The following is a 24,792-nucleotide window of genomic DNA, read 5'->3' as shown; positions in this document are numbered from 1 at the left end:
TCCATCAGCGGGGTGACATCGCGCACGGGGCGGATATCGACCTGGCTGCCGGGCAGGAACGCAACGGCACCCGACAGATCGACCGTGAAGCCGCCCTTGACGCGACCGAAGATGACGCCCTCGACGCGCGCCGACTTGGTGAATTCCTGCTCCAGCGTGTCCCAGGCCGCTTCGCGACGCGCACGGTCGCGCGACAACATCGCCTCGCCGTGCATATTCTCGACGCGATCGACATAGACTTCGACGATATCGCCGACATTCAGATCTGCTTTCTGGCCGGGAGCGGCAAATTCGCTCAACCGGACACGGCCTTCGGACTTCAATCCGACGTCGATGACGGCCATGTCATTTTCAATTGCGGTGACGGTGCCCTTGACCACCTTGCCTTCGAAGCCGCCATCGGCTCCGAGCGATTCTTCGAGAAGGGCCGCGAAATCGTCGCGGGTTGGATGTGCCATAGTGGCCATAAATGTTGTATTCCTACAGGGTATATTTCCGGCCAGCCGGTTGTGTCCGGCGGTCTTTGACCAGATGTGCCGCACCGACCGAACGTCATGTGCCGCATCCGCTTTGGTGATGTCGGTGAAAGTAGGACAGCGAATAGTGCAGGGGGCCCGACTGACCGTGCCCACGCGCGCTAAGGATCGACCCGAGCTTCCACCAGGAAAATCGCCTGACGAACGGCGTCGCCTATAGTCATGTTGGTCGTGTCGAGCAAGTCGGCATCGGGTGCCTGCATCAGGGGCGCGACCGATCGCCCCGAATCACGGGCGTCGCGGGCCTCGATATCGTGCAGGACATGGTCGAGCAGGACATGGACGCCGCGCGCGGTCAATTCGGCGAACCGGCGGGCTGCCCGGGCGGCGGGGGCGGCGGTGACGAACAGTTTTGCGTCCGCCTCCGGGGCGATCACCGTGCCGATGTCGCGCCCGTCCAGGACCGCGCCACCGGGCTGGCGGGTAAAGGCGCGTTGTCGCTCCAGCAGGGCTGCGCGGACGTCGCGGTGGGCGGACACGGCAGAGGCGGCGCGCGACGCGGCTTCGCTGCGAATCTCGGGGTCGTCCAGCATGGCCGCGCTGAAGTCGCAGGCGGGCAGGGCGTCGGCGCACTTCTCCGGGTCGCCACCATGTCGCAGGACCGCGATGCCGACCGCACGATATAATAATCCGGTGTCGAGGTAGGGCAGGCCATAATGGTCGGCCAAAGCGCGCGCGATCGTGCCCTTGCCCGACGCGGCGGGTCCATCGACCGCGATAATCACGCCTTGCGCCTTGTCCGGACGGCGCTGACCAGTCCGAACAACGCGATGCAAGCCCATGAAATCTCCAGGAATGCGGCCGCGACATTGGGATGCACCCACAGCGAATACAACAGCAGCACCGCGCCGACCAGGTTCAGCGCATTGAACAACAGCTTGTCCATGTCCTTGACGGCGTTGGCATAGAGGAACGCTGTGATGAACAACAGGCTGCCGCCAAAGCCGATGATGTCGGCGTGGTCGATGGTCATCGCCGGGATCATCGCTGCGCCAGCCCGGCCAACATCGCCTCGAACCCCGGAAAGCTCGTCGCGACCGGCGCGATGTCGTCGATGTTGACGGGGTTGGTAGAGACCAGCCCGGCGACCGCCATGCTCATCGCGATCCGGTGGTCCAGCCGCGCCGCAACGGTCGCTCCGCCTTTCAGCAGTTCGCCTCCGGTGCCGTCGATCACCAGCCCGTCGGGCAGCTCCTCGACCCGCGCGTCGATAGCCCTAAGTGCTTGTGCCATAACGGTAATCCGGTCTGATTCCTTGACCCGCAATTCCCCCAGCCCGCGCATCGTCGTCCGACCCTGCGCCAGTGCTGCGGCGACGAACAGGATCGGATATTCGTCGATCATGCTCGGCGCGTCCTCGGGCGGAACCGTGACTCCGGTCAGCGCGGAATGGGTAACAACGAGATGCTCTACCAACTCGCCGCCAACGACCTGCCGATCCTTCGAAATGATATTAGCGCCCATCGTCCGCAGCACTTTGATCAGTCCCGTCCGCGTCGGGTTCATGCCGACATTGCGGATCGTCACGACCGACCCCGGCACCAGCAACGCCGCCACCACGAAAAATGCGGCGGACGACGGATCGCCGGGAATCGTCAAATTCTGCGGCTTCAGTTCCGCCTCGCCCACCAGCGAAATCGTCCGAACGCCATCGCTGTCGATTGCTACGGTCAGGTCCGCGCCGAACCCCGCCAGCATCCGCTCGCTGTGATCGCGGGTCGCCACCGGCTCGATGACCCGCGTGATGCCCGGCGTGTTCAGTCCGGCCAGCAGGATCGCCGACTTCACCTGCGCCGACGCCACGGGCAACCGGTATTCGATCGGCACCGCAGGACAGATCCCCCGCACCATCAGCGGCAACCGCCCGCCGGGGCTGGCGGTGATGTCCGCCCCCATCGTCGCCAGCGGTTCGATCACCCGCCCCATCGGCCGCTTGCTGAGCGAGGCGTCGCCGGTGAACGTCACGGTGATCGGATGGCTCGCGACCAGCCCCATCAGCAGCCGCGTCGAAGTTCCCGAATTTCCCATCTCGAGCGCCGTCGTGGGCTGGAGCAGGCCACCGACCCCGACGCCCCGGACATGCCAGCGTTCGCCGCGCTTCTGGATATCGGCACCCATTGCCCGCATCGCTGCGGCGGTGGCCAGCACATCCTCACCCTCCAGCAACCCCTCGATAATCGATTCGCCGACCGCCAGCGCCGACAGCATCAGGGCGCGGTGCGAGATCGACTTGTCGCCGGGAACGGTGATTGCCCCTGTCAGCGGGCCACTCTGAGAAAAGCTGCGGGGGGTAGGCATGGCAGCGGCTTTGACAGTGCGGTTTGGCTATGGCAAGGGCAGCGCCGACTTGCGGACTACCCGCTGATCTCAATTTTTCCGGAGCGAAACGAAGCCCATGGTTAAGCCTGAATGGGGCACGAAGCGCACTTGTCCCAAGTGCGGCACGCGCTTTTACGATCTGACCAAAGAAGACCCGGTCACCTGCATCAACTGCGCCAATGAATGGGCTCCCGAGTCGATCCTGAAGTCGAAGCAGCCACTGCCGTTCGACGCGGTCAAGAAGGATGCCGACGTCAAGGACGATTCCGATCTTGGCGACAGCGACCTGGACATCGACGTCGACGAGGATGCCGAGAAATCGCCCGACGATGAAGTCGATCTGGGCGGCGACGACGACCTGGGTGTCGATACCGGCACAACGCAGGGCGACGTCTAAGTAATTCCAGACTTGTCTTGCATAGGCGCGCGGCCTGTCATATGCCGCGCGTCCCTGATGGGGCCTTAGCTCAGCTGGGAGAGCGCTACACTGGCAGTGTAGAGGTCAGCGGTTCGATCCCGCTAGGCTCCACCAAACTTCTTAGCTTTTCCCGTCGCCGACGGCGGGCAGCGCCCTTACCCGGCGTTCGCCTTCAGATAAGCAATAACGTCGGCGCGCTGCTGGGGGTTTGCCAGTCCGGCGAAGCCCATCGTGGTGCCCGGAACGACGCGGCGGGGGGCTTCCAGATATTCGAAAAGCTTGGCTTCGCTCCATGTGACGCCGCTTGCTTTCATGGCGGGGGAGTATCGGAACCCGTCAATCGAACCGGCCTTGCGCCCGACGACCGCATGGAGCGAGGGTCCCATGCGATTAACGCCTGCCTCTGTCACATGGCACGCCATGCATTGCGCGAACACAGCACCCCCGGCTGCAGAATCGCCTTTCAAACTGGCCAGTTTCACCCCCCTTACCACGTCAGCGGCAGCGGCCTGGGGGACGCCGGTATCACCCGAAGGCTCTTTCGAGCAGGCAGTCAAAGCGGTCAGCGCAACGAGGCTGACCAGTAGTGGAAGTCTGGACATGGCGTTCCTGGTTTTTCGCGAGAAAGACTAACCGCTTAATACAGCGATGCCCCTCCGCCGCAATCGTCCCAGCTTCGGACAGTGGCACCCGGCCCGAAATTAACGCTGGCCATTGTGGTAACCAGAACGTTAACTTTTGATGATGTTACACAGTCTGGCCATCGGCATTCAGCCCTCCCGTCACCCATTTCGTGCTACGCTGCCGGTGTATTACGCCCCTGCGCCAAAACCGGTCCCGATGTCGGACGCACAGTTGTTCCTAATGACGTTCATAGCCGGCTTCATGGCGTTTTATGGGTTCCTGTCCTGATCGAAACGATCAGGATCGTCAGTCGCAGGCGAGGTGCAGTTTCCACGCCAGCCAGGCGGATCCCACGCACATCGCCGCGGTCAGGAGGAATTGATCGACAGCCGACACGCCGAGTGCGCTGAGGCCGATCGCAATGCCCGATCCGATGACCATCGCGCCTGAGTTGACGAGGTTGTTGGCGGCAACCGTCCGAGCGGTTTCGCTTTGCGGGACGGTCGTCGTCAAGAATGCGTAGAGCGGCACGACAAACATGCCCCCCGCAGTCGCGATCCCCAACAGGCAGATGATGAGCGCGGGTGCCCCTGGATGTTGGGCAAAGCCGAGCAATGTGTGCATCGGCGCACTGCTGGTTTCTTCCCAGTTTTTCGCGACGAAGTGAAAGCCGAGCACGAACAGGCCCATGACGATCACCGACCCCGGTGCGTAACGCGCGGAAACTTCGCTTTTCAACAGGCGATTGATGACCACCGATCCAATCGCGATCCCGACCGAAAATATCCCGAGAAACAGGCTGGCGACGCTTTTGTCGGCATTCAGGACATTTTTGACCAGTGGCGGAAACTGGATGAACAGCACCGCGCCGATGGTCCAGAAAAAGCTGATCGCGATGATGGCGAGGAACAATCGACGGATGTGCAGCGTACCGTAAACGAGGCGGTAGGACGCGCGAAAGATGTTATAGTCGATCGGATCGGGGATGCCGGCCGGCGGTGCAGGTGGCACCTCGCGGCCAGCGAACCAGCCCAGCACGGCGACAAGGACAACCGCGTAGGCGGCGGTCTGCGCGCTGATCAATCCTGCTACGATCGTCCCGCCGAGCACGGCGATATAGGTTCCCGCCTCGACCAGGCCGGTGCCGCCCAACACCTCGTCGGGCTGGAGATGCTGCGGCATCAGGGCATATTTGATCGGGCCGAAAAAGGTCGAATGGACCCCCATCGCCAGCAATGCCGCCAGCATGAGCGGAATATTGGCGAGGAACAGCCCGGCCGCGCCGACTAGCATGATGCCGACTTCTGCAGTTTTGACGATGCGAATCAGCTTCGCCTTGTCGTTTGCATCGGCGAGCTGGCCCGCGACCGCCGACAACAGAAAGAACGGGACGATGAAAATCGCCGTTGCCAGCGCGCTGAATTGCTCTTCCTGCCGGGGGTCGGAATAAACATTGTAGACGACGAACAGGACCATCGCCGTCTTGAAGAGATTGTCGTTGAACGCGCCCAGAGCCTGGGTCACGAAAAGCGGCAAAAATCGACGGCGTCCCAACAAATGGACGGTATTTTGCATAAAGACTAAGCGGCCCGCCCGTTTGTGTTATGCAGCCAATAGCCAGCTTTGCGCGCCGCGCCAAACGCTATAACAGACGGCTGCATGTGGACGGTTCCCAATCTTCTCACCCTGTCGCGCATCGTGACGCTGCCCTTGCTCGTTTGGTTGCTCTGGTTTCCGGGCTGGGCGCTGGGATACGGCCTCGCCTTTGCTCTGTATTGCCTGATGGGCATTACCGATTATTTCGACGGCTATCTGGCGCGCGCGCAAGGCGCCGTGTCGAAGCTGGGCCAATTCCTTGACCCCATTGCCGACAAGATCATGATTGCGTCGGTCATCCTGATCCTGGTTGGGACCGGCGACATCGCGGCGTGGCACAAGATCGCGGCGCTTGTGATCCTGCTTCGCGAGATTGCGGTATCGGGTTTGCGCGAATTCCTGGCGGAGGTTCGCGTCTCCGTACCAGTTTCTCAATTGGCCAAATGGAAGACGACGCTGCAACTCGTATCATTGGGCGCACTGATTCTGGCGGGTGCGCTGCCGCTGCTGCTGTGGATTAAGACCGTCGGTCTCGTCTCGCTGTGGGCGGCTGCGGTCCTGACGGTCATCACCGGCTGGGATTATCTGCGCGTCGGCATTCGGCACATGGATTGAATGGCGAAAGTCCTTTATTTTGCGCGGTTCCGCGACGCCATCGGGATTGGCGAGGAACTGGTCGATCTGGTGCCGAGCGACAATACGCTGGGCGCACTTTGCATCAGATTGCGCGAACGTGGTGGCGGTTATGCTGTGGCCTTCAAGGATTTGGAGAAGGTTCGCGGGGCTATCGACCTGGCAATGGCTCCTCTCGACGCGCCGCTTGGCTTCCCGGGCGAGATCGCCTTTTTTCCACCGGTGACGGGAGGATGATCCGAGTCCGCGTCGAAAACAATCCCTTCGACTGCGGGGTCGAGATCGATTTCCTCGGCGGACCGGGCATCGGTGCAATCGCCAGTTTTGTCGGAATTGTGCGCGGTGACGGCGGATTGGTTTCGCTGACGCTCGATCATTATCCGGCGATGACGATCCGCGCTCTGCAGGAATTGGGCGAAGAGGCGTCTACGCGATGGTCGCTGGATACGGTGTCGATCATCCACCGGGTTGGGACGATGGCTCCGGGCGAGCGTATTGTTTTTGTCGGGACATCGTCGGCACACCGCGCGGCCGCGCTGGATGGCTGTGCGTTCTTGATAGATGCATTGAAAACGCGTGCGCCATTCTGGAAGCAGGAACGATTCGATGACGGGCGGTCCGGCTGGGTCGAGGCGCGGGAAGCCGACGACCGGGCTACCGCGCGCTGGGATTAGATCACCGACGGTATCAGGCGAGCGCCCTATAAAGACTGAAGACGCTGGTGGCGATCAGGACAATACCGACCAGGCGCAACAGCATCATCGTCCGCACGCGTTTGGCGAGCAGCGCACCCAGCGGAGCCGCCGCGACACCGCCGATCAACAGGCCCATCGTCGCCACCGTAAATGCCTCGAACCCCAACCCGATAATGAACGTGATCGACACGGTGACGGTCAGGAAAAACTCGGCGGCGTTGACCGTCCCGATCGTGCGCCGCGGTTCGGTGCCCTGGATCAGCAGGTTCGATGTGACCACCGGGCCCCAGCCACCACCGCCAGCGGCATCCAGAAAGCCGCCGACCAAGCCGAGTGGCGCGATAAAGCGTGGTTGCTTGCGTTGGGAGGGTATGCCGAACGACCGCGCGAACAGCGTGATGCCGATGATCGAGAGATAGGCCATAACGAAGGGCCGGGTCACCGCCGCATCCAAGTTGACCACCAGGTATGCACCCGCAATGCCGCCGATCACGCCGGGTATCACCAAGTTGCCAAACAGCTTCCAGTCGACGTTGCGATGCAGGGCGTGGCTGATTCCCGAAGCCGCCGTGGTGAACATTTCGACCAGATGGACGCCCGCCGATGCGCGCGCGGGTGCTACGCCCAGCACGCTGACCAGCAAAGTGTTCGAGATTACCCCGAATGCCATGCCGAGCGCCCCGTCGATCAACTGCGCGCCAAAGCCCACAGCAATAAAGGGCAAGAGACCTTCGATGTGGGCAATGTCGATAAAGTCCATGACATTACTGTGGATTGAAGTGTGGTCTGGAACAAGTGCTAATCGATTGTGTAATCGCCGGAGAAATGTTGCAACGAGCCCCGCAGTTCCTAAATGACAATCAGAGTCTTTAAGGGGGCGGAACGTGGTCGACGCATTGATTAGCTATCTCGACTCTGTGAAGTCGCGCGACCCTGCGGCGCGGTCGCGCTGGGAAGTGTTGCTTTATCCCGGTGTTTGGGCGCTTGGTTTTCACCGGATTGCCCATTGGCTGTTCCGCGGCGAGTTGTATTTCGCGGCGCGACTGGTCAATCATGTCGGCCGGCTGGTAACCGCGATCGACATTCACCCAGGCGCGAGCATCGGACGCAATCTTTTTATTGACCATGGCTTTACCGTGATTGGGGAGACTGCCGAAATCGGCGACAATGTCACCATCTATCAGTGTGTGACGCTTGGTGGCACCAACCCGGCTGATGGCGTTCCGGGCAAGCGGCACCCGACGATCTGCGACAATGTCATCATCGGGTCGGGTGCGCAGGTGCTGGGGCCGATCACGGTCGGCGTCCGGGCGCGCATCGGTGCCAATTCGGTGGTGACCAAGGACGTGCCCGAGGGTGCGACGATGGTTGGCATCCCGGCGCGCGCCACGTTGGTCGCGGCAACCGAATACCAGCAGGGGTTTATGCCCTATGGAACGCCTTGCAGCGAGCGGTTCGACCCGGCCACCCAGCAACTCGAGATCCTGAGGTGCGAAGTCGAAACCTTGCGCGCAAAGCTCGCAATCCTCAGTGAAAGCACTGACGCCGATCGGCGTAACCGCGCCTGATGGGCACTGTTGCACCGTTCCCACGGTCAGCGTTGCAGGTCGGCTTTGACCGCGGCGAACTGTCGCGCATCCTGGACCTTTACGGTCGGATGGTTTCGGCAGGGCACTGGCGCGACTACGCCATGGACCTGGGGCGCGATGCAGCCATCTTCTCGGCCTTTCGACGGACGGCCGAAAACCCCGAATTCCGCATCGAGAAGCGCCCGTCGCTACGCAATCGACAGGGGCAATGGACGCTGTTCGGGCAGGGCGGGGTCGTCCTGCGGCGCGGACACGAACTTGGGCCGGTACTCGCGCCGATCGAGCGGCGGTTGATGAAGCTGGTTGCTGAATAGGGCTTAGCCGACAACGGGCATTCGGTTGCCCAGACTGTCGGGCAACAGTGGCAAAATCTGCTTGCGCATCGTCTGCCAGAACGCCGACAGCATCAGCAGGCTGGACCCGATGATAATGATCGCCAGCGCAAAACTAAGGCCGGATGACCCGATCTTCGAGACGAGGTAGATTGCCGCTGCGAGGACATAGACCAGCGCCGAGACCAGGATTGCCCGCCGATCGACGATCAGCGCCACGACCGCAAGAGCGGCGTAAATGACAATGGCAAGCACGGCGATCACCACGGAATTGCCTTCGCTGATGCCGATGTTGACACCCAGCAGCACAAAGATCGGGTGGACGATCATCGGTGACGCGGCGAGGTGCAGCCAGAAAGCCACGTCGGATTTGCGCGTCTTGCGGTCGCGATCGCTCATGTCCCACCACATCGCATAAGCAAAGATCGTCAGGCCGCCCGCCAGCACCAGGAAGAGCATCCACTGACCGACATCGGGATAGGCCGCGGCGGCGATCAGGGTGAACAGCAGGCGCGCGATGGCCGCGACCCCGGCGGCGACGGCGATTGGCACCATGAACCGCCGCCAGTGCAGCCAGCTCGCCCCGACAACGAGCGCAGCGCCGACCGACTGCGCGATCAGGAAATTGCGCGACGTGCCGCTGAACAGGCTGACACCGGTGATGCCCAGCGAGGACAGGATGCCGAACATCCCGAACGCATAGACCCCGCCGACAAAGGCAATGAAGAAAACGATGCTGGGGAACGCCATCCGTCGCTGGCGCGTAAAGAATTCGGCCATCGCCCACGCAGCCGCGGCGACTGCCAGTCCACCGAGCGGTGGCCAGATGCCGCCGCCGAGCCAGCCCGCGCCGACCAGCACGAGCGTCCCTGCAATGGCGACGAAAATATCGTTGAAGCTGGTGATCAGCCGGAATTGCTCCTCATCGGCCGAGGGCGTCTGGCGAATGTTCGCCACATGGCCGCGCAGAGCGTCGGCGGCTTCGCGAGAAAGCGTGCCTGACGCTACCGCCGATTCGAGTTCGTTTTCGCTATACAAATGATCACTCCCCGTCTGGACCGATCATGCCGCGAAAAAGTTGATACTCCAATACCGGCAAACGAAAACGGCGTCCGACTGATTCAGTCGGACGCCGTTAACTAATCAGCTTCGGAGATTATTTGTGACGCGAATGCCGATGCGCGGGCTTGCCGCCCATGGTGTCGGATTCACGCCCTGATCCCTGGCGACACTGGTCGGTGACCATTTTCGAGCAGCGTGGGTAGCTGGCTTGGGGACCCGGCGCGGCAGCGGAAGCCATCGGCGCCGCTGGGTGAGTTGCCATGGTGTTCGGTGCTGCCGGTGGCGGCATCGACGCACCGGAATCGGCGGGCGGCGGTGCTGCGGGGTCTGCTGGCATGGTCGCGGCCCCTGCGTCGGCAGGTGCGGGTGGGGCCATCTGCGCCACTGCGGCGCTGCCCATCATCAGGGCGGCGGCAAAAATCAAGCTTTTCACGGGTTTTTCTCCATTTGATCCTCGACGACGCGAGGGGGAACGCGCCGCTTTACGGCCAAGCCGCAAAGCAAAGGCCACGGTCATCAAATGTTTCAGACTGAAAAGCGTTGCATCGAGCCGAAACGAATTTGGCAGAATGACGTCAAGGCAATGCTGTCTTCGCTTCCCTAAAACTTAAAGCCGACCTTCTGCGTCGAGGGCATAGCCCGCCGAGCGGACGGTGCGGATAATATCGGGCCGACCGCCGTCGTTGATCGCCTTGCGGAGGCGACGGATATGGACGTCGACGGTGCGGGGTTCGATGTCGCTGTCGTGGCCCCAGACCGAATCAAGCAGGCGTTCGCGCGAAAACACCCAGCCTGGGTGTTCCAGGAAATGTTTGAGCAAGCGGAACTCGGTAGGGCCGAGCGCGACCATCGAGCCCGACCGTTTGACCTTGTGCCCCACGGTATCCATTTCGATGTCAGCATAGTTCAGCACCTCGCCCGCCAGGCCGGGCCGCACGCGGCGCAGGACCGCGCCGACGCGGGCGACCAGTTCGCGCGGTGAAAATGGCTTGGTGACATAGTCGTCGGCACCGGTTTCGAGGCCGCGCACGCGATCCTCCTCTTCGCCGCGCGCGGTCAGCATGATGATCGGCACGTTCGCGGTTTCACTCATCCGACGCAGGCGGCGGCAGACTTCAAGGCCTGAAATCCCCTCGACCATCCAGTCGAGCAGAACGATGTCGGGCGGGGTTTCCTGCGCCAACAATAGCGCTTCCTCGCCATCCGGCGTCTGGACGACCTCGAAGTCCTCACGCTTGAAGTGATAGACGAGCAATTCGGCCAGCGCGGCGTCATCCTCAACCAGCAACATTTTCGCTCGCCCCATTTATTCGGTTCCATATGCTGGTTCGCCGCGCTCGCGCTCGGCCATGTAATTCCCGGTAGCCGCAAAATAGACCATCTCGGCGACGTTGGTCGCGTGATCGCCGATCCGCTCGATATTTTTGGTGATGAACAACAGATGCGCGGCGCTGGTAATCGTTGCCGGATTTTCCATCATGTAAGTCACCAATGTGCGAAAGATTGAATTGTAGAAATCGTCGACTTCACGATCGCGCTCGCATACCCGCAGCGCCGCGTCGGCATCACGCGCAGCGAACGCGTCCAGCACGTCATGAACCATTTCACTGGCGACATGCGCCATCGCCGGCAAAACCAACACGGGTTCGATCTTACGGTGATCCTTCAGCGTGTTGACACGCTTTGCGATATTCTTTGCATAGTCACCGATCCGTTCGATAACGCCTGCAATCTTCAGCGCGGCCACGACTTCGCGCAGGTCGTCGGCCAGTGGCGCGCGGATGGCGATGATCCGGACCGCCAGCTTTTCTACCTGCGTTTCCAGCATGTCGATCTTTTTGTCATCGGTGATCACGCTGGCCGCGAGCGTGGCATCGCCACGCACAAGCGCCGCCATTGCCTTTTCGATCGCAGCCTCTGCACGTCCGCCCATTTCTGAAATCAATCCGCGCAATTCGCCAATCTCGACGTCGAATGCTTTGATAGTGTGCTCGGCCAATATGCCATCCCAACCAGGTTGTCTGATTTGCGGTGGGTCATTCCACCCGCATTGCCCCCTGTCTGTAGCCGGTTAGCAGCGATTGAGTTGCTTAATGTTTCAGATCTGTGTCGCTTTTGTTACGCTCGATAACGTCGAGAGGGGGAGCGTCGGCAAGAGGGACGCCGGTGGGAGGATCATCGATACCGTCGTACCGACACCCATCTTGCTGACGATTTCCAGCCTGCCGCGATGGCGTTCAACGATGTGCTTGACGATCGCCAACCCCAGCCCGGTGCCGCCGAGTGACCGGCTTCGCCCTGAATCCACCCGATAAAAACGTTCGGTCAATCGCGGCAGGTGTTCGGCCAGGATGCCTTCGCCCTGATCTACCACCGACAAACGAATGAGATGATTCTCGCGGCGCAATTCGACGGTGACAGGCGCGCCGACCCGGCCATATTTATAGGCATTGCCGACCAGATTATGGATCACCTGGCTGATCTGCGAGCGATCCGCGAAGACTTCGGGGATTTCAGCATCCAGCGAAAGGATAAGGTCGGCACGACGATCACCGGCCTCGTCGCGCAATTCCCCCGCGACTTCCTCGACCAGCGCACCCAAAGACACCGGAGTTTCGGGAATCTGGTATTTCTCAGACTCGATCCGGCTGAGCGAGATCAGGTCGTCGATCAGGCGCTGCATCCGCCGCGCTTCCTTAAACATCACGCCCAGGAATCGCCCGCGCACCTCCGGATCGCTGCCTGCCTTTTCGTCGTCGAGTGTCTCGATGAAGCCAAGAATCGCAGCAAGTGGAGTCCGCAACTCATGGCTGGCATTGGCGACGAAATCGACGCGTGCCCGTTCGGCAGCATGGCTGGTCGTCCGGTCGATCAGGTGAATCACCCGCTCGCCGGGCGCGATCGTGGCAACCCGCATCTGGACGCGCTGGTCGCGTCCGCCGAGCCCCACCAGTTCGACCGACCCATCGGCGGCGCCCGGTGCGAGTCGTTCGGACGCAGCGGGGTGACGGACAGCCAGTCGCAGATCCTCGTCGACGATATGTGTTCCCAACAAGGTTTGGGCTGCCGCATTGGCAATGCGAACCCGGCCGTTCGTTGCAACGAGCACCGGTTCGCCGATGGCTTCGACAATGCGCACCTCGGCCTCGGTAACGGTTTCGGGGGAGATCCGCGCCGTCGTCATCGGGTAGGTGTCGGAACGACCGACCGTAATGATCAACAGGGTGCCGATCCCGGCAATCATCGCGGTCGCGAAGGCCGAAAGATTGGCACCGGCCAGTTGGACGCCGAGCGCAACGGCGGTTGTCACGATCAGAGCAATGACGATACGGGCTGTGCTGACGGGATTCATGCAGGTGGTAATAGTCCCCCTTTGCGACAGTCGTAAGCGACAATCCGCGTCGTTGTTAACCATCGAGCGTCGCCAGCGCGCGATTTTGTGTTTATGACAGGGATTAGGTTAGGAACAGCATGATGGATGACACGGGCAGCGATCAGTCGACAACCAGCGGGGCAGCCGCTGGCTTGGCCGCTCAAGATAGTCTTTCGACGCGACGTTCCCTGCTGCGCCTGGGTGCCATTGGCGCAACCGCGATAGTGACCATCCGCCCCGCCCTCGCGCAAAGTGCGGCTTCCGTCATGAACTGCGAAATCCCAATCCCCGATGCTGCGCGCCGGGGACAATATGTTGCCGCCGACGGGACCCTCGTGCGTCCGGGAACAGCAGGAGCCTTTGCGCCGCCCGGTCGACCGCTCAAAGGCGAGGACGTCAAACAGGCATTGCACGGGCGGACGCTGCCCGGCGCCGATCCCGAGGCGAGCCGTGCCTACACCAATTACATCAGGCGCCTGCAACACGGGCAAAGCGGCTTTACCTGCTATGCCTCGCTCCAGATGCCGGGTCGCTGACATCGGACGATGCGCTATCGCGCCGATCCGCAAGCCCTGTTGCAGATTGTTCCACTCGATGTCCTGACCGCAATCTATCATCGACGGTCGGGGCAGACGCATCTTGGCGCCGAGCCCGTCCCCGAAATACTGGGAGTATTAAACGGTTCTGACGGTACGGTCGTCGAGATACTGGACAGGCTGGGCATACAGGAAGCGGTCGAAACCCGTGCCCGGCTGCAAGAGCGGCTGGATGAAATGGTTGCGACCGGGCTACTTTGCCTGAGATGAGATATTCGTTCGATGTTACGGTCGGTCCGGTCGGGTTTCGGATAGGGTCGGCATCGCGGCAACCGATTGTATCCCTGACAGCGCTTTATGCCGGATATCCACGCGCGCCGATCCCGGACTTTACCGTTCGACTGGAGCCCCCGCGTCCCTGGCGTCGGCTGATCAGGCCGTCGGTGGCGATCAAGGGCGACCATATACTGCCCGAAGCCGTGCCCTTGCCGCTGGCCCAGGGGCTGCTTGCCGCCGAAATGGGAATGAACCTTCAGGTCGCGTTAGGGGAGCGCCGCTTTCTGTTGTTGCACGCGGCCAGCGTTGAACGCGACGGTCGCGCCCTGATCCTGACGGGGGAGTCGGGGTCGGGGAAATCCACGCTATCGGCCTTGCTGGGCGCAAGTGGGTGGCGGTTCATGGGGGATGAGTTCGTCCTTATCGAGCCTGCCACCGGGATGGCCTTTCCATTTCCGCGACCCGTCAGCCTGAAAAATGAAAGCATCGCGGCGCTGGGGGCGATTTTGCCAGACGATCAATTCGGGCCGATCCTGAAGGGCACGCCGAAGGGTGACATCCGTCATCTGCGGCCAGCAGCAACGGCGATTGCCCGGATGCATGAACCCGCCAAGCCCGCACTGATCCTGTTTCCCTCCTTTGGTCCGGCCCGCGAGGTTCGCGATGTTGCGATCAGCGAGGCCTTTGTTCGGCTGACGCAGGCATCAACCAACTACTTTGCGTTGGGGGAGCCGGGGTTCGTTGCGTTAACCCGGTTGGTGACTACGGTGCCTGCGCGGGCAATCGATTATCCCGATACGGCGACCGCTCTCTCTCTGGTCGAAGACCTGTGGCGCGCGCTTTGACCGATGCCCGCGTGCTGACGCGCGCCTTAGCCGATCCGCAAAGCGTGCTGGCGTTTGATGCGGCAGATTGGACCGCGCTGTTGACGATCGCCAAGGCGGAGCGACTGGCCGGCAGCCTGGCATATCGGCTCGACGGACTTGCCCTGCCGCTTGAGGTCCAGCGGGTGCTGGCGGGGGCAAGGGCCAACGCCGAAGCCGGGCGCACGCACGCGCTGTGGGAAGCTGAAATGGCGTGGCGGGCGCTGGCCCCGCTGGCCGTGCCGGTGGTGCTATTGAAGGGTTCGGCATTCGTTGCCGCCGGGCTGGATGCGGGGCGGGGGCGGCTGATCGGTGATCTCGATATATTGGTGCAGCGCCACGACCTCGCCGCGGTCGAGTCGGCGCTGCTGGCTGCGGGATGGGAATGGGTCAAGCCAGATCCCTATGACGACGCGTATTATCGTCGCTGGATGCATGAATTGCCGCCGCTGATCCACCGCGAACGGGACCGGATGATTGATGTCCACCATACAATCCTGCCCCTGACGGCGCGCCCGATACCTGACGCCGGGGCGTTGCTAAGCGCGCGTGTCGCACTGAACGACGGGTTCTCGATGTTGGCTCCCGAGGACATGATCGTCCATGCCGCAGCCCATCTGCTGGCCGACGGCGACCTGGCAGGAGGATTGCGCAATCTGTGGGACATCGACCGGCTGGTGCGGGAGTTCGACGACGACGGTTTCCACGAGCGACTGCAAACGCGCGCCATGCTGCATGGTCTGGATCGGGAAACGCGCAGGGCACTCCGGTTGAGTGCGGCGTTGTTTGATACGCCGATCCCCCAGAGTGACGTGCGCTTTGGCGACAGGTTTTACCGCGCGCGACTGACGGCACGGGATGGCTGGGGCGGTGAAACTCGGCCATGGCTAAGGTTGATGTTCTACGTCCGGTCACACTGGCTGCGGATGCCGCCGCTGATGCTGGCACGGCATCTATGGGTCAAATGGCGGCGATGATCAGTCGCTCATCGGTTGGCGACGCCAGCGGATCAGCGCGACAAGGCTCAGCATGACGATGATCGAAGACGTATCCGCAACCCAATCCATGATGTCGCAGTCGCGGTGGAGCGCGGGGATCGATTGCACCACTTCGATCAGCGCCCCTAGGAACGACAGCCGCTCTGCGATCCTGGTCAGCCGGGCACTGGGATAGGCGATTGCGGCCAGCAGCGCCATGACTGCGAAAGCCGTCATGTGTTCGAATTTATCACCGAACTGGTCGAGGAACAGCTTGGGTGGCCGCGGTAGCAAGGCGAGCACGACAGCCGCCGTGATAACCAGCCACAGGGCGGCGCGCTCGATAAAGATCTTGGTCATGCGCCGATCCGTCGCAGCGTCGGGATCAATTCATCATAGTGGTCGATCACGGCATCAGCGTTTAACTCGCCCACCGGCTGCATCAGAAAGCCAAAGCTGCACGCGACGTTGGCGATGCCGGCATTCTTTGCGGCCATTATGTCGTAAATCGAATCACCGACGAACGCTGTGCGGCCGCCACCGCAGCGGTCGATCATTTCGAGGATCGGATCAGCCGCGGGTTTGGCCCGTCCAGGCCCCATGGTGTCCCCGCCAATGACCGTCATGAACCGGTCGAGGAAGCCTAACTCGGTGAGCAGTTTCACCGCAAAACTTTCAAACTTGTTGGTGACGATGGCGACCTTCACGTGCATGCCGTCAAGCTCGTCCAGTGCCTTCAACGCTCCCGGGAATGGCTGACTATGCGTCGAGATATTGGTTTCATAATAATCCAGTAGCTGCCGGTACAGCACCTGCAACTCCGCGGCCTGGCAGCCTCCGGTCGCGGCCATGCCCTGCTCGAGCATGTGCTTGGCCCCACCCCCGATCATCGGCTTGACCTGTTCGATGCTCAGCAGCGAACGACCGGCGCTGCCCAACGCATGGTTGACCGCCGCGGTCAGGTCCGCCGACGTATCAAGGAAGGTCCCGTCCAGGTCGAAGCCGACAATGGCAAATGGAAAATCGTTCATTCGCCGCCCATGCCCCGGGCATACTGGAAGTGGCAAGGCCTCCGTCGTAAGGACGTCGTATGGCGAGCTATTAGTCGCGGGAGTGTAGATGTCCGAAATCGCTGTAATCGTGCTGGCCGCAGGGCAGGGCACCCGGATGAAATCGGACCTGCACAAGGTTCTGCACCCGATCGCTGGACGACCCATGCTGCTGCATCTGCTGGAAAGCGCTGCTGCACTTTCTCCGGCCATTACGGTGATCGTGGCGGGCGCGCGGCGTGAGCAAATCGTGGCCGCGGTGGCCGGGACGCCGGTGCAAGTCGCTATTCAGGTCGAACAATTGGGCACTGGCCATGCGGTCCTGCAAGCGGCTCCCGCGCTGGACGGCTTCAAAGGCGACGTCCTGATCCTCTATGGCGATGTGCCGCTGGTGACGACGGCGACCATGCACGCTATGCTGGAGCGCCTGAACGAAAGCGACGGGCCCGTCGCGGTCGTGCTGGGTTTCCGCCCTGATGACCCTGGGGCCTATGGCCGGATTGTCAGCGATGACGGTCGGACGATCCGCAAGATGGTCGAATACAAGGACGCTAGTGCCGACGAGCGCGCATTGACCTTGTGCAACTCGGGCCTGATGGCCGTCCGCGCGACGGATCTGTTCGCCCTGTTGTCGCGCGTCGGCAACGACAATGCGGCGGGCGAATATTATCTTCCCGACATCGTGATGCTCGCGCGGGGGGACGGGCGGGACAGCGCCGTCATCGAAACTATGGCCGAGGAAGTGGCGGGCGTGAACAGTCGCGCCGAACTCGCGATCGTCGAAAGCGATTGGCAGGACCGGCGCCGCGCCATTGCGATGGCGGGTGGAGCCACACTTGTCGACCCCCGGACGGTTTGGTTTTCCTGGGACACACGGATAGGTCGCGACGTTATGATCGAGCCCAATGTCGTCTTTGGACCGGGAACCAGTGTCGCGGACGGCGTCAGCATCCGCGCATTTTGCCATATCGAAGGCGCGACCATCGCCACCGGTGTCGAAGTCGGTCCCTATGCGCGTCTCCGCCCCGGCGCTGTCCTCGGTGAAAAGTCGAAGGTTGGTAATTTCGTCGAGATCAAGAAATCCACGCTGGGCGAGGGCGCGAAGGTCAATCATCTCAGCTACATCGGCGATGCGGACATTGGCGCGCGCGCGAACATCGGCGCCGGCACGATCACCTGTAACTACGACGGCTTTCTGAAATACCGGACCGTAATCGGAGAGGGAGCGTTCATCGGGTCGAACTCCGCGCTCGTCGCTCCGGTAACCGTCGGTCCCGGCGCCATTATTGGGGCGGGATCGGTCATTACGCGCAGCGTTGCCGCCGACGCGCTGGCGGTAGCGCGCGGCGCGCAAGAGGCAAAGCCCGGCTGGGCGGCAAAGTTTAGGGCGGCAATGACAGCGAAGAAAGCAGCAAAATAATATGTGCGGAATTATCGGAATTGTCGGAAAAACGCCTGTCGCCGATCGGCTGGTCGCTGGCCTGCGCCGCATGGAATATCGCGGGTATGACTCAGCAGGCATCTGCACCGTCGATCATGGTGAACTGATCCGCCGCCGCGCGCCCGGCAAGCTCGACAACCTTGTGCGTGTGCTCGCCGACGATCCCGCATCGGGGTTGACAGGGATTGCCCATACTCGTTGGGCCACGCACGGCGCGCCCACAGCCAACAACGCCCACCCGCACGCAACGGGAGAAGTTGCGCTCGTCCACAACGGTATCATCGAAAACTTCAAGGCATTGCGCGAAATGCTGACGGCCCGCGGTCGGGTGTTTCAGAGCGAAACCGACAGCGAGGTCGTTGCCCACCTCGTCAGCGAAGGCGTGGAGGCCGGGCTGTCGCCACAGGACGCGCTGAAAGATGCCTTGCCCCAGTTGCGTGGTGCCTTCGCGCTCGCCATCGCCTTTCGCCAGCACCCCGACATGTTGATCGGCGCGCGGCTCGGTTCGCCGCTGGTGGTCGGATATGGCGACGGCGAGACTTATCTCGGTTCTGACGCGCTCGCGCTCGCGCCGCTGACACAGCGCATATCGTATCTGGAGGAGGGCGACTGGGTGGTCATCACGCGCGACGGTGCGGAGGTGTTCGACAAGGACAACCAACCCGTCGATCGGCCGATCACGATTTCCGGGGCAAGCTCGCTGTCGATCGACAAGGGCAATTACCGCCACTTCATGCTGAAGGAAATCTACGAGCAACCCATCGTTGTCGCCCAGACGCTGCGCTCATACCTTCGTCCGCTGGAGGAGCAGGTCGCCTTGCCGCAGATGGATTTCGACCTGTCGTCAGTGGAGCGCGTGGTTATCGTCGCGTGCGGCACGGCTTCCTATGTCGGCATGATCGGCAAATACTGGATCGAATCGATGGCGCGCCTACCGGTCGAAGTCGATGTTGCGTCTGAATTCCGTTATCGCGATCCTGTGCTGACGGGCCAGGTGCTCGGCATAGTTGTCTCGCAATCGGGCGAAACCGCCGACACGCTCGCCGCGCTGCGCCATATGAAGTCGAACGGCGTCACCACGGCTGGGATCATCAACGTCCCGACATCGTCGATGGCGCGCGAAGTCGACCTGCTGTTGCCGACCCATGCCGGCCCCGAAATCGGCGTTGCGTCGACCAAGGCGTTCTCGTGTCAGCTTGCCGTGATGGCGGCGCTCGCGGTCAATCTTGCGCGGGCCAAGGGCAAATTGTCGGCCGAGGAGGAGCGTGATATCGTCCATCACCTGACCGAAGCGCCCGCTGCGGTCAACGCCGCCCTGATGCGTGATGAGGCCATCCAAGGCATGGCGCATTTCATCGCTGCCGCCCGCGACGTGTTGTATCTGGGGCGCGGCCCCGAATATCCGATGGCCCTCGAAGGTGCACTGAAGCTGAAGGAAATCAGCTACATCCATGCCGAGGGTTATGCATCGGGTGAAATGAAGCACGGGCCGATTGCACTGATCGATGACAAGGTGCCGCTGATCGTGCTTGCACCTGCCGGGCCGCTGTTTGAAAAAACCGTGTCCAACATGCATGAGGCGATGGCGCGCGGAGCAAGGGTTGTCCTGATCTCAGATGCCGAGGGGCTGGCCGAAGCGGGTGACGAGGCGCTGGCGACGATCGAAATGCCGAAGGTCCATCCGCTAATCGCACCGCTGGTTTATGCGGTGCCGGTGCAACTGCTGGCCTATCACGTCGCTGTGCTGAAGGGGACCGACGTCGATCAACCCCGGAATCTGGCGAAATCTGTTACGGTTGAATGACTGAGAGACGCTTGCTCCCTGTGGGCCTGCCCCTATGACATAACGGAGAATATACGGGAGAGCGGCAATGGCCGACACGCAGACGGTCGGAACCACGCCGACGATCGACATCAAGTGCGACCGCTTGGTCATCGTCGCATCGTCACTTGGCACGGTGTTCGAATGGTATGACTTCTTCGTCTATGGCACGCTTGCGGCGCTGATCGGTCGACTGTTCTTCCCAGGCGCATCACCCGGCGCGGGCTTCCTTCTTGCCCTGGCGACATTCGGGGCCGGCTTCGGCGTTCGTCCGGTCGGTGCGGTCGTCTTTGGGATACTCGGTGATCGGCTGGGCCGGAAATACACGTTCCTTATTACGATCACCCTGATGGGCCTTGCCACCGGCGCGATTGGATTTCTGCCAACTTATGCTCAGGCCGGCATCGTCGCGCCAATCCTGCTGGTCGGAATGCGACTGCTGCAAGGGTTGGCGCTCGGCGGAGAATATGGTGGAGCCGCGATCTATGTTGCCGAACATGCGCCTGCCAACCGCCGTGGTTTCTACACCAGCTTTATTCAGGCAAGCGTGATCGGGGGGTTCCTCCTCAGTTTGATGGTCGTGCTCGCCTCGGGTGCTTTTGTCGATCCCGTCCAATGGGAATCCTGGGGCTGGCGCATCCCTTTCCTCTTCTCTTTCCTGCTGCTGGCGATATCGTTGTGGATACGCTTGAAGCTGAACGAAAGCCCGGTGTTCGCGGCAATGAAGGCCGCCGGAGCCACGTCGAAGAACCCCCTGCGCGAGGCTTTCGATAGCGGGCCGAAGGTCCGGCGTGTGCTGGCGGCAATGATCGGTGTTGCCGCCGGCCTGACCGTGGTCTGGTACACTGCCCAGTTCCAGGCGCTGTACTTCCTACAGAATGCGTTGCGAATGGACGATACCGCGGCGCGAATCGTCATCGGAATTGCAGCGTGTTTCAGCCTTGTTTGGTTTGTGCTGTTCGGCTGGCTGTCCGACAGGATCGGTCGCAAGAAGATCATCCTGACGGGGTATGCCCTGACTATCGTCCTGATGTTCCCACTGTTTCACTGGATGGCCAGCCTCGCCAACCCCGGCCTTAGTGCGGCAATGGCGCGATCTCCCGTCGTCGTGTCCGGCAGCGACTGCCGCTACGATCCCTTCGCGACCAAAGGTCAGTCGACGGCGTGCGGCAAGCTGCTCGATGCGCTATCGAAAAAGGGTGTCGCCTATACCAAGATCAAGGGCGCCGCGGGGGCTGCCCCCGGCGTTACTATCGGGGGCACCGTTGTCGATGTCTCTGATCCCGTTTTGCTCGAAGCGGCGCTGAAGGCAAAGGGGTATCCGCTCGACAAGACGGTTCCGCCGCTGCGCAATGCCGCGTTGCTGGTTCTTTGCGTCACGATCATCGGCTTTCTGTCGGGCATGACGTTCGGCCCGGTCGCCGCCTATCTGGTCGAACTGTTCCCCGCGCGCACCCGCTATACGTCCCTGTCCATCCCCTACCATATCGGCACCGGATATTTCGGCGGCTTCCTGCCGTTCATCAGCCAATATGTGGTGGCGCGGACCGGTGATCCGTTTGCCGGAATCTGGTACACGATCATCGTGGTGGCAATGGCCTTCATCGTGCTGTTGTTTGGATTACCGGAGACCTCGGGAAAAAAACTGGACTGAAGTGCGTCCGTCGATCACGGGTTCCCGATGACTGCTTTTCGTCCATTACGCCTTTTACTTGATGGCGATGCGCTCGTTGCGAACTGGCGCTGGCTTGCCGGGCAAAGCGGCCCCGCCGCGTGTGGTGCGGCGGTCAAGGCCGATGGCTATGGCCTGGGCGCAGTCGAAGTGGTGCGACGACTGGCCAACGCCGGATGCCGAGATTTCTTCGTTGCGACCTGGGCCGAGGCCGAGGAGTTGGGACCTTTGCCAGAAGGCACTACACTGTCGGTGCTCCACGGCGTGCGTGATGAAGACATGGCGCTGGCCCGCGTATTGGAGGCCCGGCCGGTGCTGAACACCGTCCAACAGGTAAATCGCTGGCAAGCGACCGGCCGCCCGTGCGACGTGATGATCGACACCGGCATGAATCGCCTGGGCCTGTCGGTGCAGCACGTCGCCGATGGACGGCTGGCGGATCTGACAATCGACACGCTGATGAGCCACTTCGCCTGCGCGGACGAAGACAGCCCGCTGAACGATCGCCAGTTGCAAGACTTTGTCACCCTGGCCGGCAAGACTTCCGCACGGCGCATGAGCATAGCCAATTCGGCGGGCATTTTGCTTGGACCGCAAAACTGCCTCGGACTGACGCGCCCCGGGCTGGCCCTTTATGGAGGGGAGCCCCGGCCCGAAGCGCGCGGCCATATCGTGCAAGTTGCGTTTCCGCAGGCCCAGATCGTCCAGCGTCGGCGGGTCGCGCGCGGTGATTCGGTCGGCTACGGCGCGACCTTCGTTGCCACGCAGGACACCGAAATCGCGATCCTCAACATCGGATATGCCGACGGTTACCTGCGCAGCTTTGGTGACAGCGGTTCATGCGGGGAGGGGCGCTTCCCCGTGGCCGGTCGGGTTTCGATGGACCTTCTGGCAATTGCAGTCGATGCCCAGCCGGACCTTCACGAAGGCGACTGGGTGGCAATCGACTACGACCTGCCGACTGCGGCCCGCGCCTCGGGCCTGTCGCAATATGAATTGCTGACAGTCCTTGGCAGGCGTTTCGACAGGATCTGGCGCCAGTCCTGACCCTTCAGGCCTGGCGCTCGACCGCCATGGCGATCCCCATGCCGCCACCGATGCACAGCGTTGCCAACCCCTTTTTGACATCGCGGCGGATCATTTCGTGGAGCAGGGTCGTCAGCACCCGCGCCCCGCTCGCGCCGATCGGGTGGCCGATCGCGATCGCTCCGCCGTTCACGTTGACCTTATCGGGGTCGAACCCAAGTTGCTGGCCGACAGCGAGGGCTTGCGCGGCAAATGCTTCGTTGGCCTCGATCAGATCGAGATCGGCGATGCTCCACCCCGCCTTTTCAAGCGCGCGGCGCGTAGCGGGCACCGGACCTATGCCCATGACTGATGGATCGACGCCCGCAGTCGCCCATCCTGCAATTCGTGCCAGCACGGGAGCGCCGCGTCGTGCAGCCTCTGCCGCTGACATCAGGACGAGTGCGGCGGCACCATCGTTCAACCCGCTGGCGTTTGCCGCGGTGACCGTGCCATCCTTTATGAAGGCTGGGCGCAGGCCTGCCAGGCTTTCCCGCGTCACGCCGTCGCGGATATATTCGTCGCGGTCGACAATGGTGTCGCCCTTCCGTCCCTTGACCGTGACGGCGGCAATCTCATCAACAAAACGGCCGGCGGCGCGGGCGGCCTCGGCATTGTTCTGCGACCTGACCGCAAACGCGTCCTGCATTTCGCGTGTGATCTGATATTCCGTTGCAACGTTCTCGGCTGTGATGCCCATGTGATAATTGTTGAAGACGTCTGTCAGTCCATCCTTGATCATCGTGTCGATCAATTCCACCGCGCCCATTTTGGTACCCGCGCGCAAAGCCTGGGCGTGGGCCGACATCGACATGCTTTCCTGCCCGCCCGCGACAACGATAGCGGCGTCCCCCGCCATGATCGACTGTGCTGCCATTGCCACGGCGCGCAGGCCCGACCCGCAGACCTGATTGATGCCGAGCGCGGTCACTTCCTTCGGGATGCCCGCTGCTATCGAAGCCTGGCGCGCAGGGTTTTGCCCCTGCGCCGCTGTCAGCACTTGGCCGAGGATAACGTCCGAAACTTCCTCTGGCGCCACGCCCGCAGATTGCAGTGCAGCGACGATGGCAGCGCGGCCCAGTTCGTGCGCGGGAACCGCTGCAAAGCTGCCCATGAAGCTTCCCACTGGCGTACGACGGGCTGCTGTGATGACGATGTCGGTCAAACTGAACTCCTTGGTTACGCGCCTCATTTACAAGGTTCGCATTCGTGATGCCAACAATGGTTTCACGGAAAATGCCAAGGCGCCTTCCCGCGTGGCGCTGCGTGAGTCGTATTCACAGGATGTTGCAGCGCGTCATGGTAAGGTGCTAAGCTGATTTGATAATTTGGGAGGATCTCGCGATGGCAAAGAAAATCGAACTGAACGCCGACGGCGAACCTGCGGCGGTGATCATCAAGAAATATGCCAACCGGCGGCTCTACAACACCGAAAGCTCTAGTTACATCACGCTGGAACACCTGGCGAAACTGACGCGCGAGGGCCGGGAGTTCAAGGTGCTCGATGCCAAAAGCGATGAGGATATCACACATAGCGTACTGACCCAGATAATCATGGATGAGGAAAGCCGTGGTGAAACCATGCTGCCGTCCAGTTTCCTGCGTCAGTTGATCTCGATGTACGGTGATTCGATGCAGTCGCTGGTTCCGCAATATCTCGAAGCTTCGATGGTGGCCTTTCGCCGCAATCAGACGCAGTTCCACGACGCGCTGAAAGGTGCGTTCACGGCGGGGCCGTTCGCCGAACTGACCAAGCGGAACATGGCGATGTTCGAGGCTGCAGCAAGCGCGTTCAAGCCGGGCATCGACACTGCCGAAGCTGCAGGCGAGCCGACTGACGCCCCGTCGAAGGACGATGAGATTACTGCGCTCAAGGCCCAACTGGCGTTGTTGCAGGCCAAGAACGCCTGAGCG

30 protein-coding genes and 1 tRNA gene are annotated in these 24,792 nt (G+C 61.8%); 16 read left to right on the top strand and 15 right to left on the bottom strand.

Annotated elements, in window-relative coordinates:
* The 4 genes from Q0R02_RS13200 to aroA all read right to left on the bottom strand — a co-directional run.
* A partial coding sequence (locus Q0R02_RS13200) for a S1 RNA-binding domain-containing protein (protein ID WP_293884213.1) occupies positions 1–467 on the bottom strand: 467 nt, incomplete at its 3' end.
* 170 nt (positions 468–637) lie between these two features.
* The gene (gene cmk / locus Q0R02_RS13195; protein ID WP_293884211.1) at positions 638–1,261 is read right to left on the bottom strand and encodes a (d)CMP kinase; all 624 of its coding nucleotides are present in this window, start codon (positions 1,259–1,261) and stop codon (positions 638–640) included.
* The gene (locus Q0R02_RS13190) at positions 1,258–1,509 is read right to left on the bottom strand and encodes a hypothetical protein (protein WP_293884209.1); all 252 of its coding nucleotides are present in this window, start codon (positions 1,507–1,509) and stop codon (positions 1,258–1,260) included. Before Q0R02_RS13190 ends, cmk begins: the two co-directional genes overlap by 4 nt.
* A gap of 8 nt (positions 1,510–1,517) precedes the next feature.
* On the bottom strand, positions 1,518–2,834 hold the full coding sequence (aroA, locus tag Q0R02_RS13185; protein WP_293884207.1) for a 3-phosphoshikimate 1-carboxyvinyltransferase: 1,317 nt from the start codon (positions 2,832–2,834) through the stop codon (positions 1,518–1,520).
* 97 nt (positions 2,835–2,931) lie between these two features.
* On the opposite strand from aroA, the gene Q0R02_RS13180 reads away from it, so the two are divergent.
* Complete coding sequence (locus tag Q0R02_RS13180) at positions 2,932–3,252, top strand: TIGR02300 family protein (RefSeq protein WP_293884206.1); 321 nt, start codon at positions 2,932–2,934, stop codon at positions 3,250–3,252.
* Positions 3,253–3,311: 59 nt separating this feature from the next.
* Positions 3,312–3,387: transfer RNA gene (locus tag Q0R02_RS13175), tRNA-Ala, on the top strand.
* Positions 3,388–3,428: 41 nt separating this feature from the next.
* On the opposite strand, the gene Q0R02_RS13170 is transcribed toward Q0R02_RS13175, so the two are convergent.
* Complete coding sequence (locus tag Q0R02_RS13170; protein ID WP_293884204.1) at positions 3,429–3,875, bottom strand: cytochrome c family protein; 447 nt, start codon at positions 3,873–3,875, stop codon at positions 3,429–3,431.
* 328 nt (positions 3,876–4,203) lie between these two features.
* Positions 4,204–5,472, bottom strand: coding sequence for an MFS transporter (locus Q0R02_RS13165; protein WP_293884202.1), 1,269 nt, complete (start codon positions 5,470–5,472; stop codon positions 4,204–4,206).
* Positions 5,473–5,556: 84 nt separating this feature from the next.
* Here Q0R02_RS13165 and pgsA point away from each other — a divergent pair, with 84 nt between their 5' ends.
* From pgsA to Q0R02_RS13150, 3 genes are read left to right on the top strand one after another with little or no spacing between them, the layout of a single operon-like run.
* Positions 5,557–6,108 (top strand): CDP-diacylglycerol--glycerol-3-phosphate 3-phosphatidyltransferase, encoded by a 552-nt coding sequence (gene pgsA, locus Q0R02_RS13160; protein ID WP_293884200.1) that lies wholly within the window; start codon positions 5,557–5,559, stop codon positions 6,106–6,108.
* The gene (locus Q0R02_RS13155; protein WP_293884198.1) at positions 6,109–6,363 is read left to right on the top strand and encodes a MoaD/ThiS family protein; all 255 of its coding nucleotides are present in this window, start codon (positions 6,109–6,111) and stop codon (positions 6,361–6,363) included. It begins immediately after the preceding gene.
* Positions 6,360–6,800 (top strand): molybdenum cofactor biosynthesis protein MoaE, encoded by a 441-nt coding sequence (locus Q0R02_RS13150; protein WP_293884196.1) that lies wholly within the window; start codon positions 6,360–6,362, stop codon positions 6,798–6,800. Before Q0R02_RS13155 ends, Q0R02_RS13150 begins: the two co-directional genes overlap by 4 nt.
* A 13-nt stretch (positions 6,801–6,813) precedes the next feature.
* On the opposite strand, the gene Q0R02_RS13145 is transcribed toward Q0R02_RS13150, so the two are convergent.
* A complete protein-coding gene (locus tag Q0R02_RS13145; RefSeq protein ID WP_293884194.1) occupies positions 6,814–7,581 on the bottom strand; it encodes a sulfite exporter TauE/SafE family protein in 768 nt (255 codons plus the stop codon).
* A gap of 124 nt (positions 7,582–7,705) precedes the next feature.
* Between Q0R02_RS13145 and epsC the strand changes: the two genes are divergently transcribed.
* Both epsC and Q0R02_RS13135 read left to right on the top strand, forming a co-directional pair.
* A complete protein-coding gene (gene epsC, locus Q0R02_RS13140) occupies positions 7,706–8,389 on the top strand; it encodes a serine O-acetyltransferase EpsC (protein WP_293884192.1) in 684 nt (227 codons plus the stop codon).
* Entirely contained in the window at positions 8,389–8,724 is a 336-nt protein-coding gene (locus Q0R02_RS13135; protein ID WP_293884190.1) for a DUF2794 domain-containing protein, read from the top strand. Before epsC ends, Q0R02_RS13135 begins: the two co-directional genes overlap by 1 nt.
* A 3-nt stretch (positions 8,725–8,727) precedes the next feature.
* On the opposite strand, the gene Q0R02_RS13130 is transcribed toward Q0R02_RS13135, so the two are convergent.
* From Q0R02_RS13130 to Q0R02_RS13110, 5 genes are all read right to left on the bottom strand, one after another.
* Positions 8,728–9,780, bottom strand: a complete 1,053-nt coding sequence (locus Q0R02_RS13130) for a hypothetical protein (protein WP_293884188.1) — start codon at positions 9,778–9,780, stop codon at positions 8,728–8,730.
* A gap of 118 nt (positions 9,781–9,898) precedes the next feature.
* A complete protein-coding gene (locus Q0R02_RS13125) occupies positions 9,899–10,237 on the bottom strand; it encodes a hypothetical protein (RefSeq protein WP_293884186.1) in 339 nt (112 codons plus the stop codon).
* Positions 10,238–10,411: 174 nt separating this feature from the next.
* On the bottom strand, positions 10,412–11,110 hold the full coding sequence (phoB, locus tag Q0R02_RS13120) for a phosphate regulon transcriptional regulator PhoB (RefSeq protein WP_293884184.1): 699 nt from the start codon (positions 11,108–11,110) through the stop codon (positions 10,412–10,414).
* On the bottom strand, positions 11,111–11,803 hold the full coding sequence (gene phoU / locus Q0R02_RS13115; protein ID WP_293884182.1) for a phosphate signaling complex protein PhoU: 693 nt from the start codon (positions 11,801–11,803) through the stop codon (positions 11,111–11,113).
* 99 nt (positions 11,804–11,902) lie between these two features.
* The gene (locus Q0R02_RS13110) at positions 11,903–13,156 is read right to left on the bottom strand and encodes an ATP-binding protein (RefSeq protein WP_293884180.1); all 1,254 of its coding nucleotides are present in this window, start codon (positions 13,154–13,156) and stop codon (positions 11,903–11,905) included.
* 119 nt (positions 13,157–13,275) lie between these two features.
* Here Q0R02_RS13110 and Q0R02_RS13105 point away from each other — a divergent pair, with 119 nt between their 5' ends.
* From Q0R02_RS13105 to Q0R02_RS13090, 4 genes are read left to right on the top strand one after another with little or no spacing between them, the layout of a single operon-like run.
* Positions 13,276–13,713 (top strand): hypothetical protein, encoded by a 438-nt coding sequence (locus Q0R02_RS13105; protein WP_293884178.1) that lies wholly within the window; start codon positions 13,276–13,278, stop codon positions 13,711–13,713.
* A 9-nt stretch (positions 13,714–13,722) separates the two neighbouring features.
* Positions 13,723–13,983, top strand: coding sequence for an HPr-rel-A system PqqD family peptide chaperone (locus tag Q0R02_RS13100; protein ID WP_293884176.1), 261 nt, complete (start codon positions 13,723–13,725; stop codon positions 13,981–13,983).
* Entirely contained in the window at positions 13,980–14,834 is an 855-nt protein-coding gene (locus Q0R02_RS13095) for an HprK-related kinase A (RefSeq protein WP_293884174.1), read from the top strand. The genes Q0R02_RS13100 and Q0R02_RS13095 overlap by 4 nt, the downstream gene beginning before the upstream one ends.
* Positions 14,831–15,829: a nucleotidyltransferase family protein gene (locus Q0R02_RS13090; protein ID WP_293884172.1), complete on the top strand. Its 999-nt coding sequence runs from the start codon at positions 14,831–14,833 to the stop codon at positions 15,827–15,829. Before Q0R02_RS13095 ends, Q0R02_RS13090 begins: the two co-directional genes overlap by 4 nt.
* Here the strand turns inward: Q0R02_RS13090 and Q0R02_RS13085 are convergent, their stop codons facing one another.
* Entirely contained in the window at positions 15,830–16,189 is a 360-nt protein-coding gene (locus Q0R02_RS13085) for a hypothetical protein (protein ID WP_293884170.1), read from the bottom strand.
* Positions 16,186–16,860: an HAD-IA family hydrolase gene (locus tag Q0R02_RS13080; protein WP_293884168.1), complete on the bottom strand. Its 675-nt coding sequence runs from the start codon at positions 16,858–16,860 to the stop codon at positions 16,186–16,188. Before Q0R02_RS13080 ends, Q0R02_RS13085 begins: the two co-directional genes overlap by 4 nt.
* Before the next feature lie 88 nt (positions 16,861–16,948).
* Here Q0R02_RS13080 and glmU point away from each other — a divergent pair, with 88 nt between their 5' ends.
* The 4 genes from glmU to alr all read left to right on the top strand — a co-directional run bounded on the left by glmU (position 16,949) and on the right by alr (position 22,860).
* Positions 16,949–18,298: a bifunctional UDP-N-acetylglucosamine diphosphorylase/glucosamine-1-phosphate N-acetyltransferase GlmU gene (glmU, locus tag Q0R02_RS13075; protein WP_293884167.1), complete on the top strand. Its 1,350-nt coding sequence runs from the start codon at positions 16,949–16,951 to the stop codon at positions 18,296–18,298.
* A gap of 1 nt (position 18,299) precedes the next feature.
* The gene (gene glmS / locus Q0R02_RS13070) at positions 18,300–20,123 is read left to right on the top strand and encodes a glutamine--fructose-6-phosphate transaminase (isomerizing) (RefSeq protein ID WP_293884166.1); all 1,824 of its coding nucleotides are present in this window, start codon (positions 18,300–18,302) and stop codon (positions 20,121–20,123) included.
* A gap of 67 nt (positions 20,124–20,190) precedes the next feature.
* On the top strand, positions 20,191–21,795 hold the full coding sequence (locus Q0R02_RS13065; RefSeq protein ID WP_293884164.1) for an MFS transporter: 1,605 nt from the start codon (positions 20,191–20,193) through the stop codon (positions 21,793–21,795).
* 27 nt (positions 21,796–21,822) lie between these two features.
* Positions 21,823–22,860 (top strand): alanine racemase, encoded by a 1,038-nt coding sequence (gene alr, locus Q0R02_RS13060; protein ID WP_293884162.1) that lies wholly within the window; start codon positions 21,823–21,825, stop codon positions 22,858–22,860.
* 4 nt (positions 22,861–22,864) lie between these two features.
* On the opposite strand, the gene Q0R02_RS13055 is transcribed toward alr, so the two are convergent.
* Positions 22,865–24,043, bottom strand: a complete 1,179-nt coding sequence (locus Q0R02_RS13055) for an acetyl-CoA C-acetyltransferase (RefSeq protein WP_293884214.1) — start codon at positions 24,041–24,043, stop codon at positions 22,865–22,867.
* Positions 24,044–24,222: 179 nt separating this feature from the next.
* On the opposite strand from Q0R02_RS13055, the gene phaR reads away from it, so the two are divergent.
* Entirely contained in the window at positions 24,223–24,789 is a 567-nt protein-coding gene (gene phaR, locus Q0R02_RS13050) for a polyhydroxyalkanoate synthesis repressor PhaR (protein WP_293884160.1), read from the top strand.
* Positions 24,790–24,792 lie beyond the last annotated feature (3 nt).

The sequence above is a fragment of the Sphingomonas sp. genome, assembly GCF_025353885.1.
Lineage (GTDB): Bacteria > Pseudomonadota > Alphaproteobacteria > Sphingomonadales > Sphingomonadaceae > Sphingomonas_O.
The sequence above is the reverse complement of the archived record's forward strand: the minus strand, read 5'-3'. Positions and strand labels throughout refer to the sequence as shown.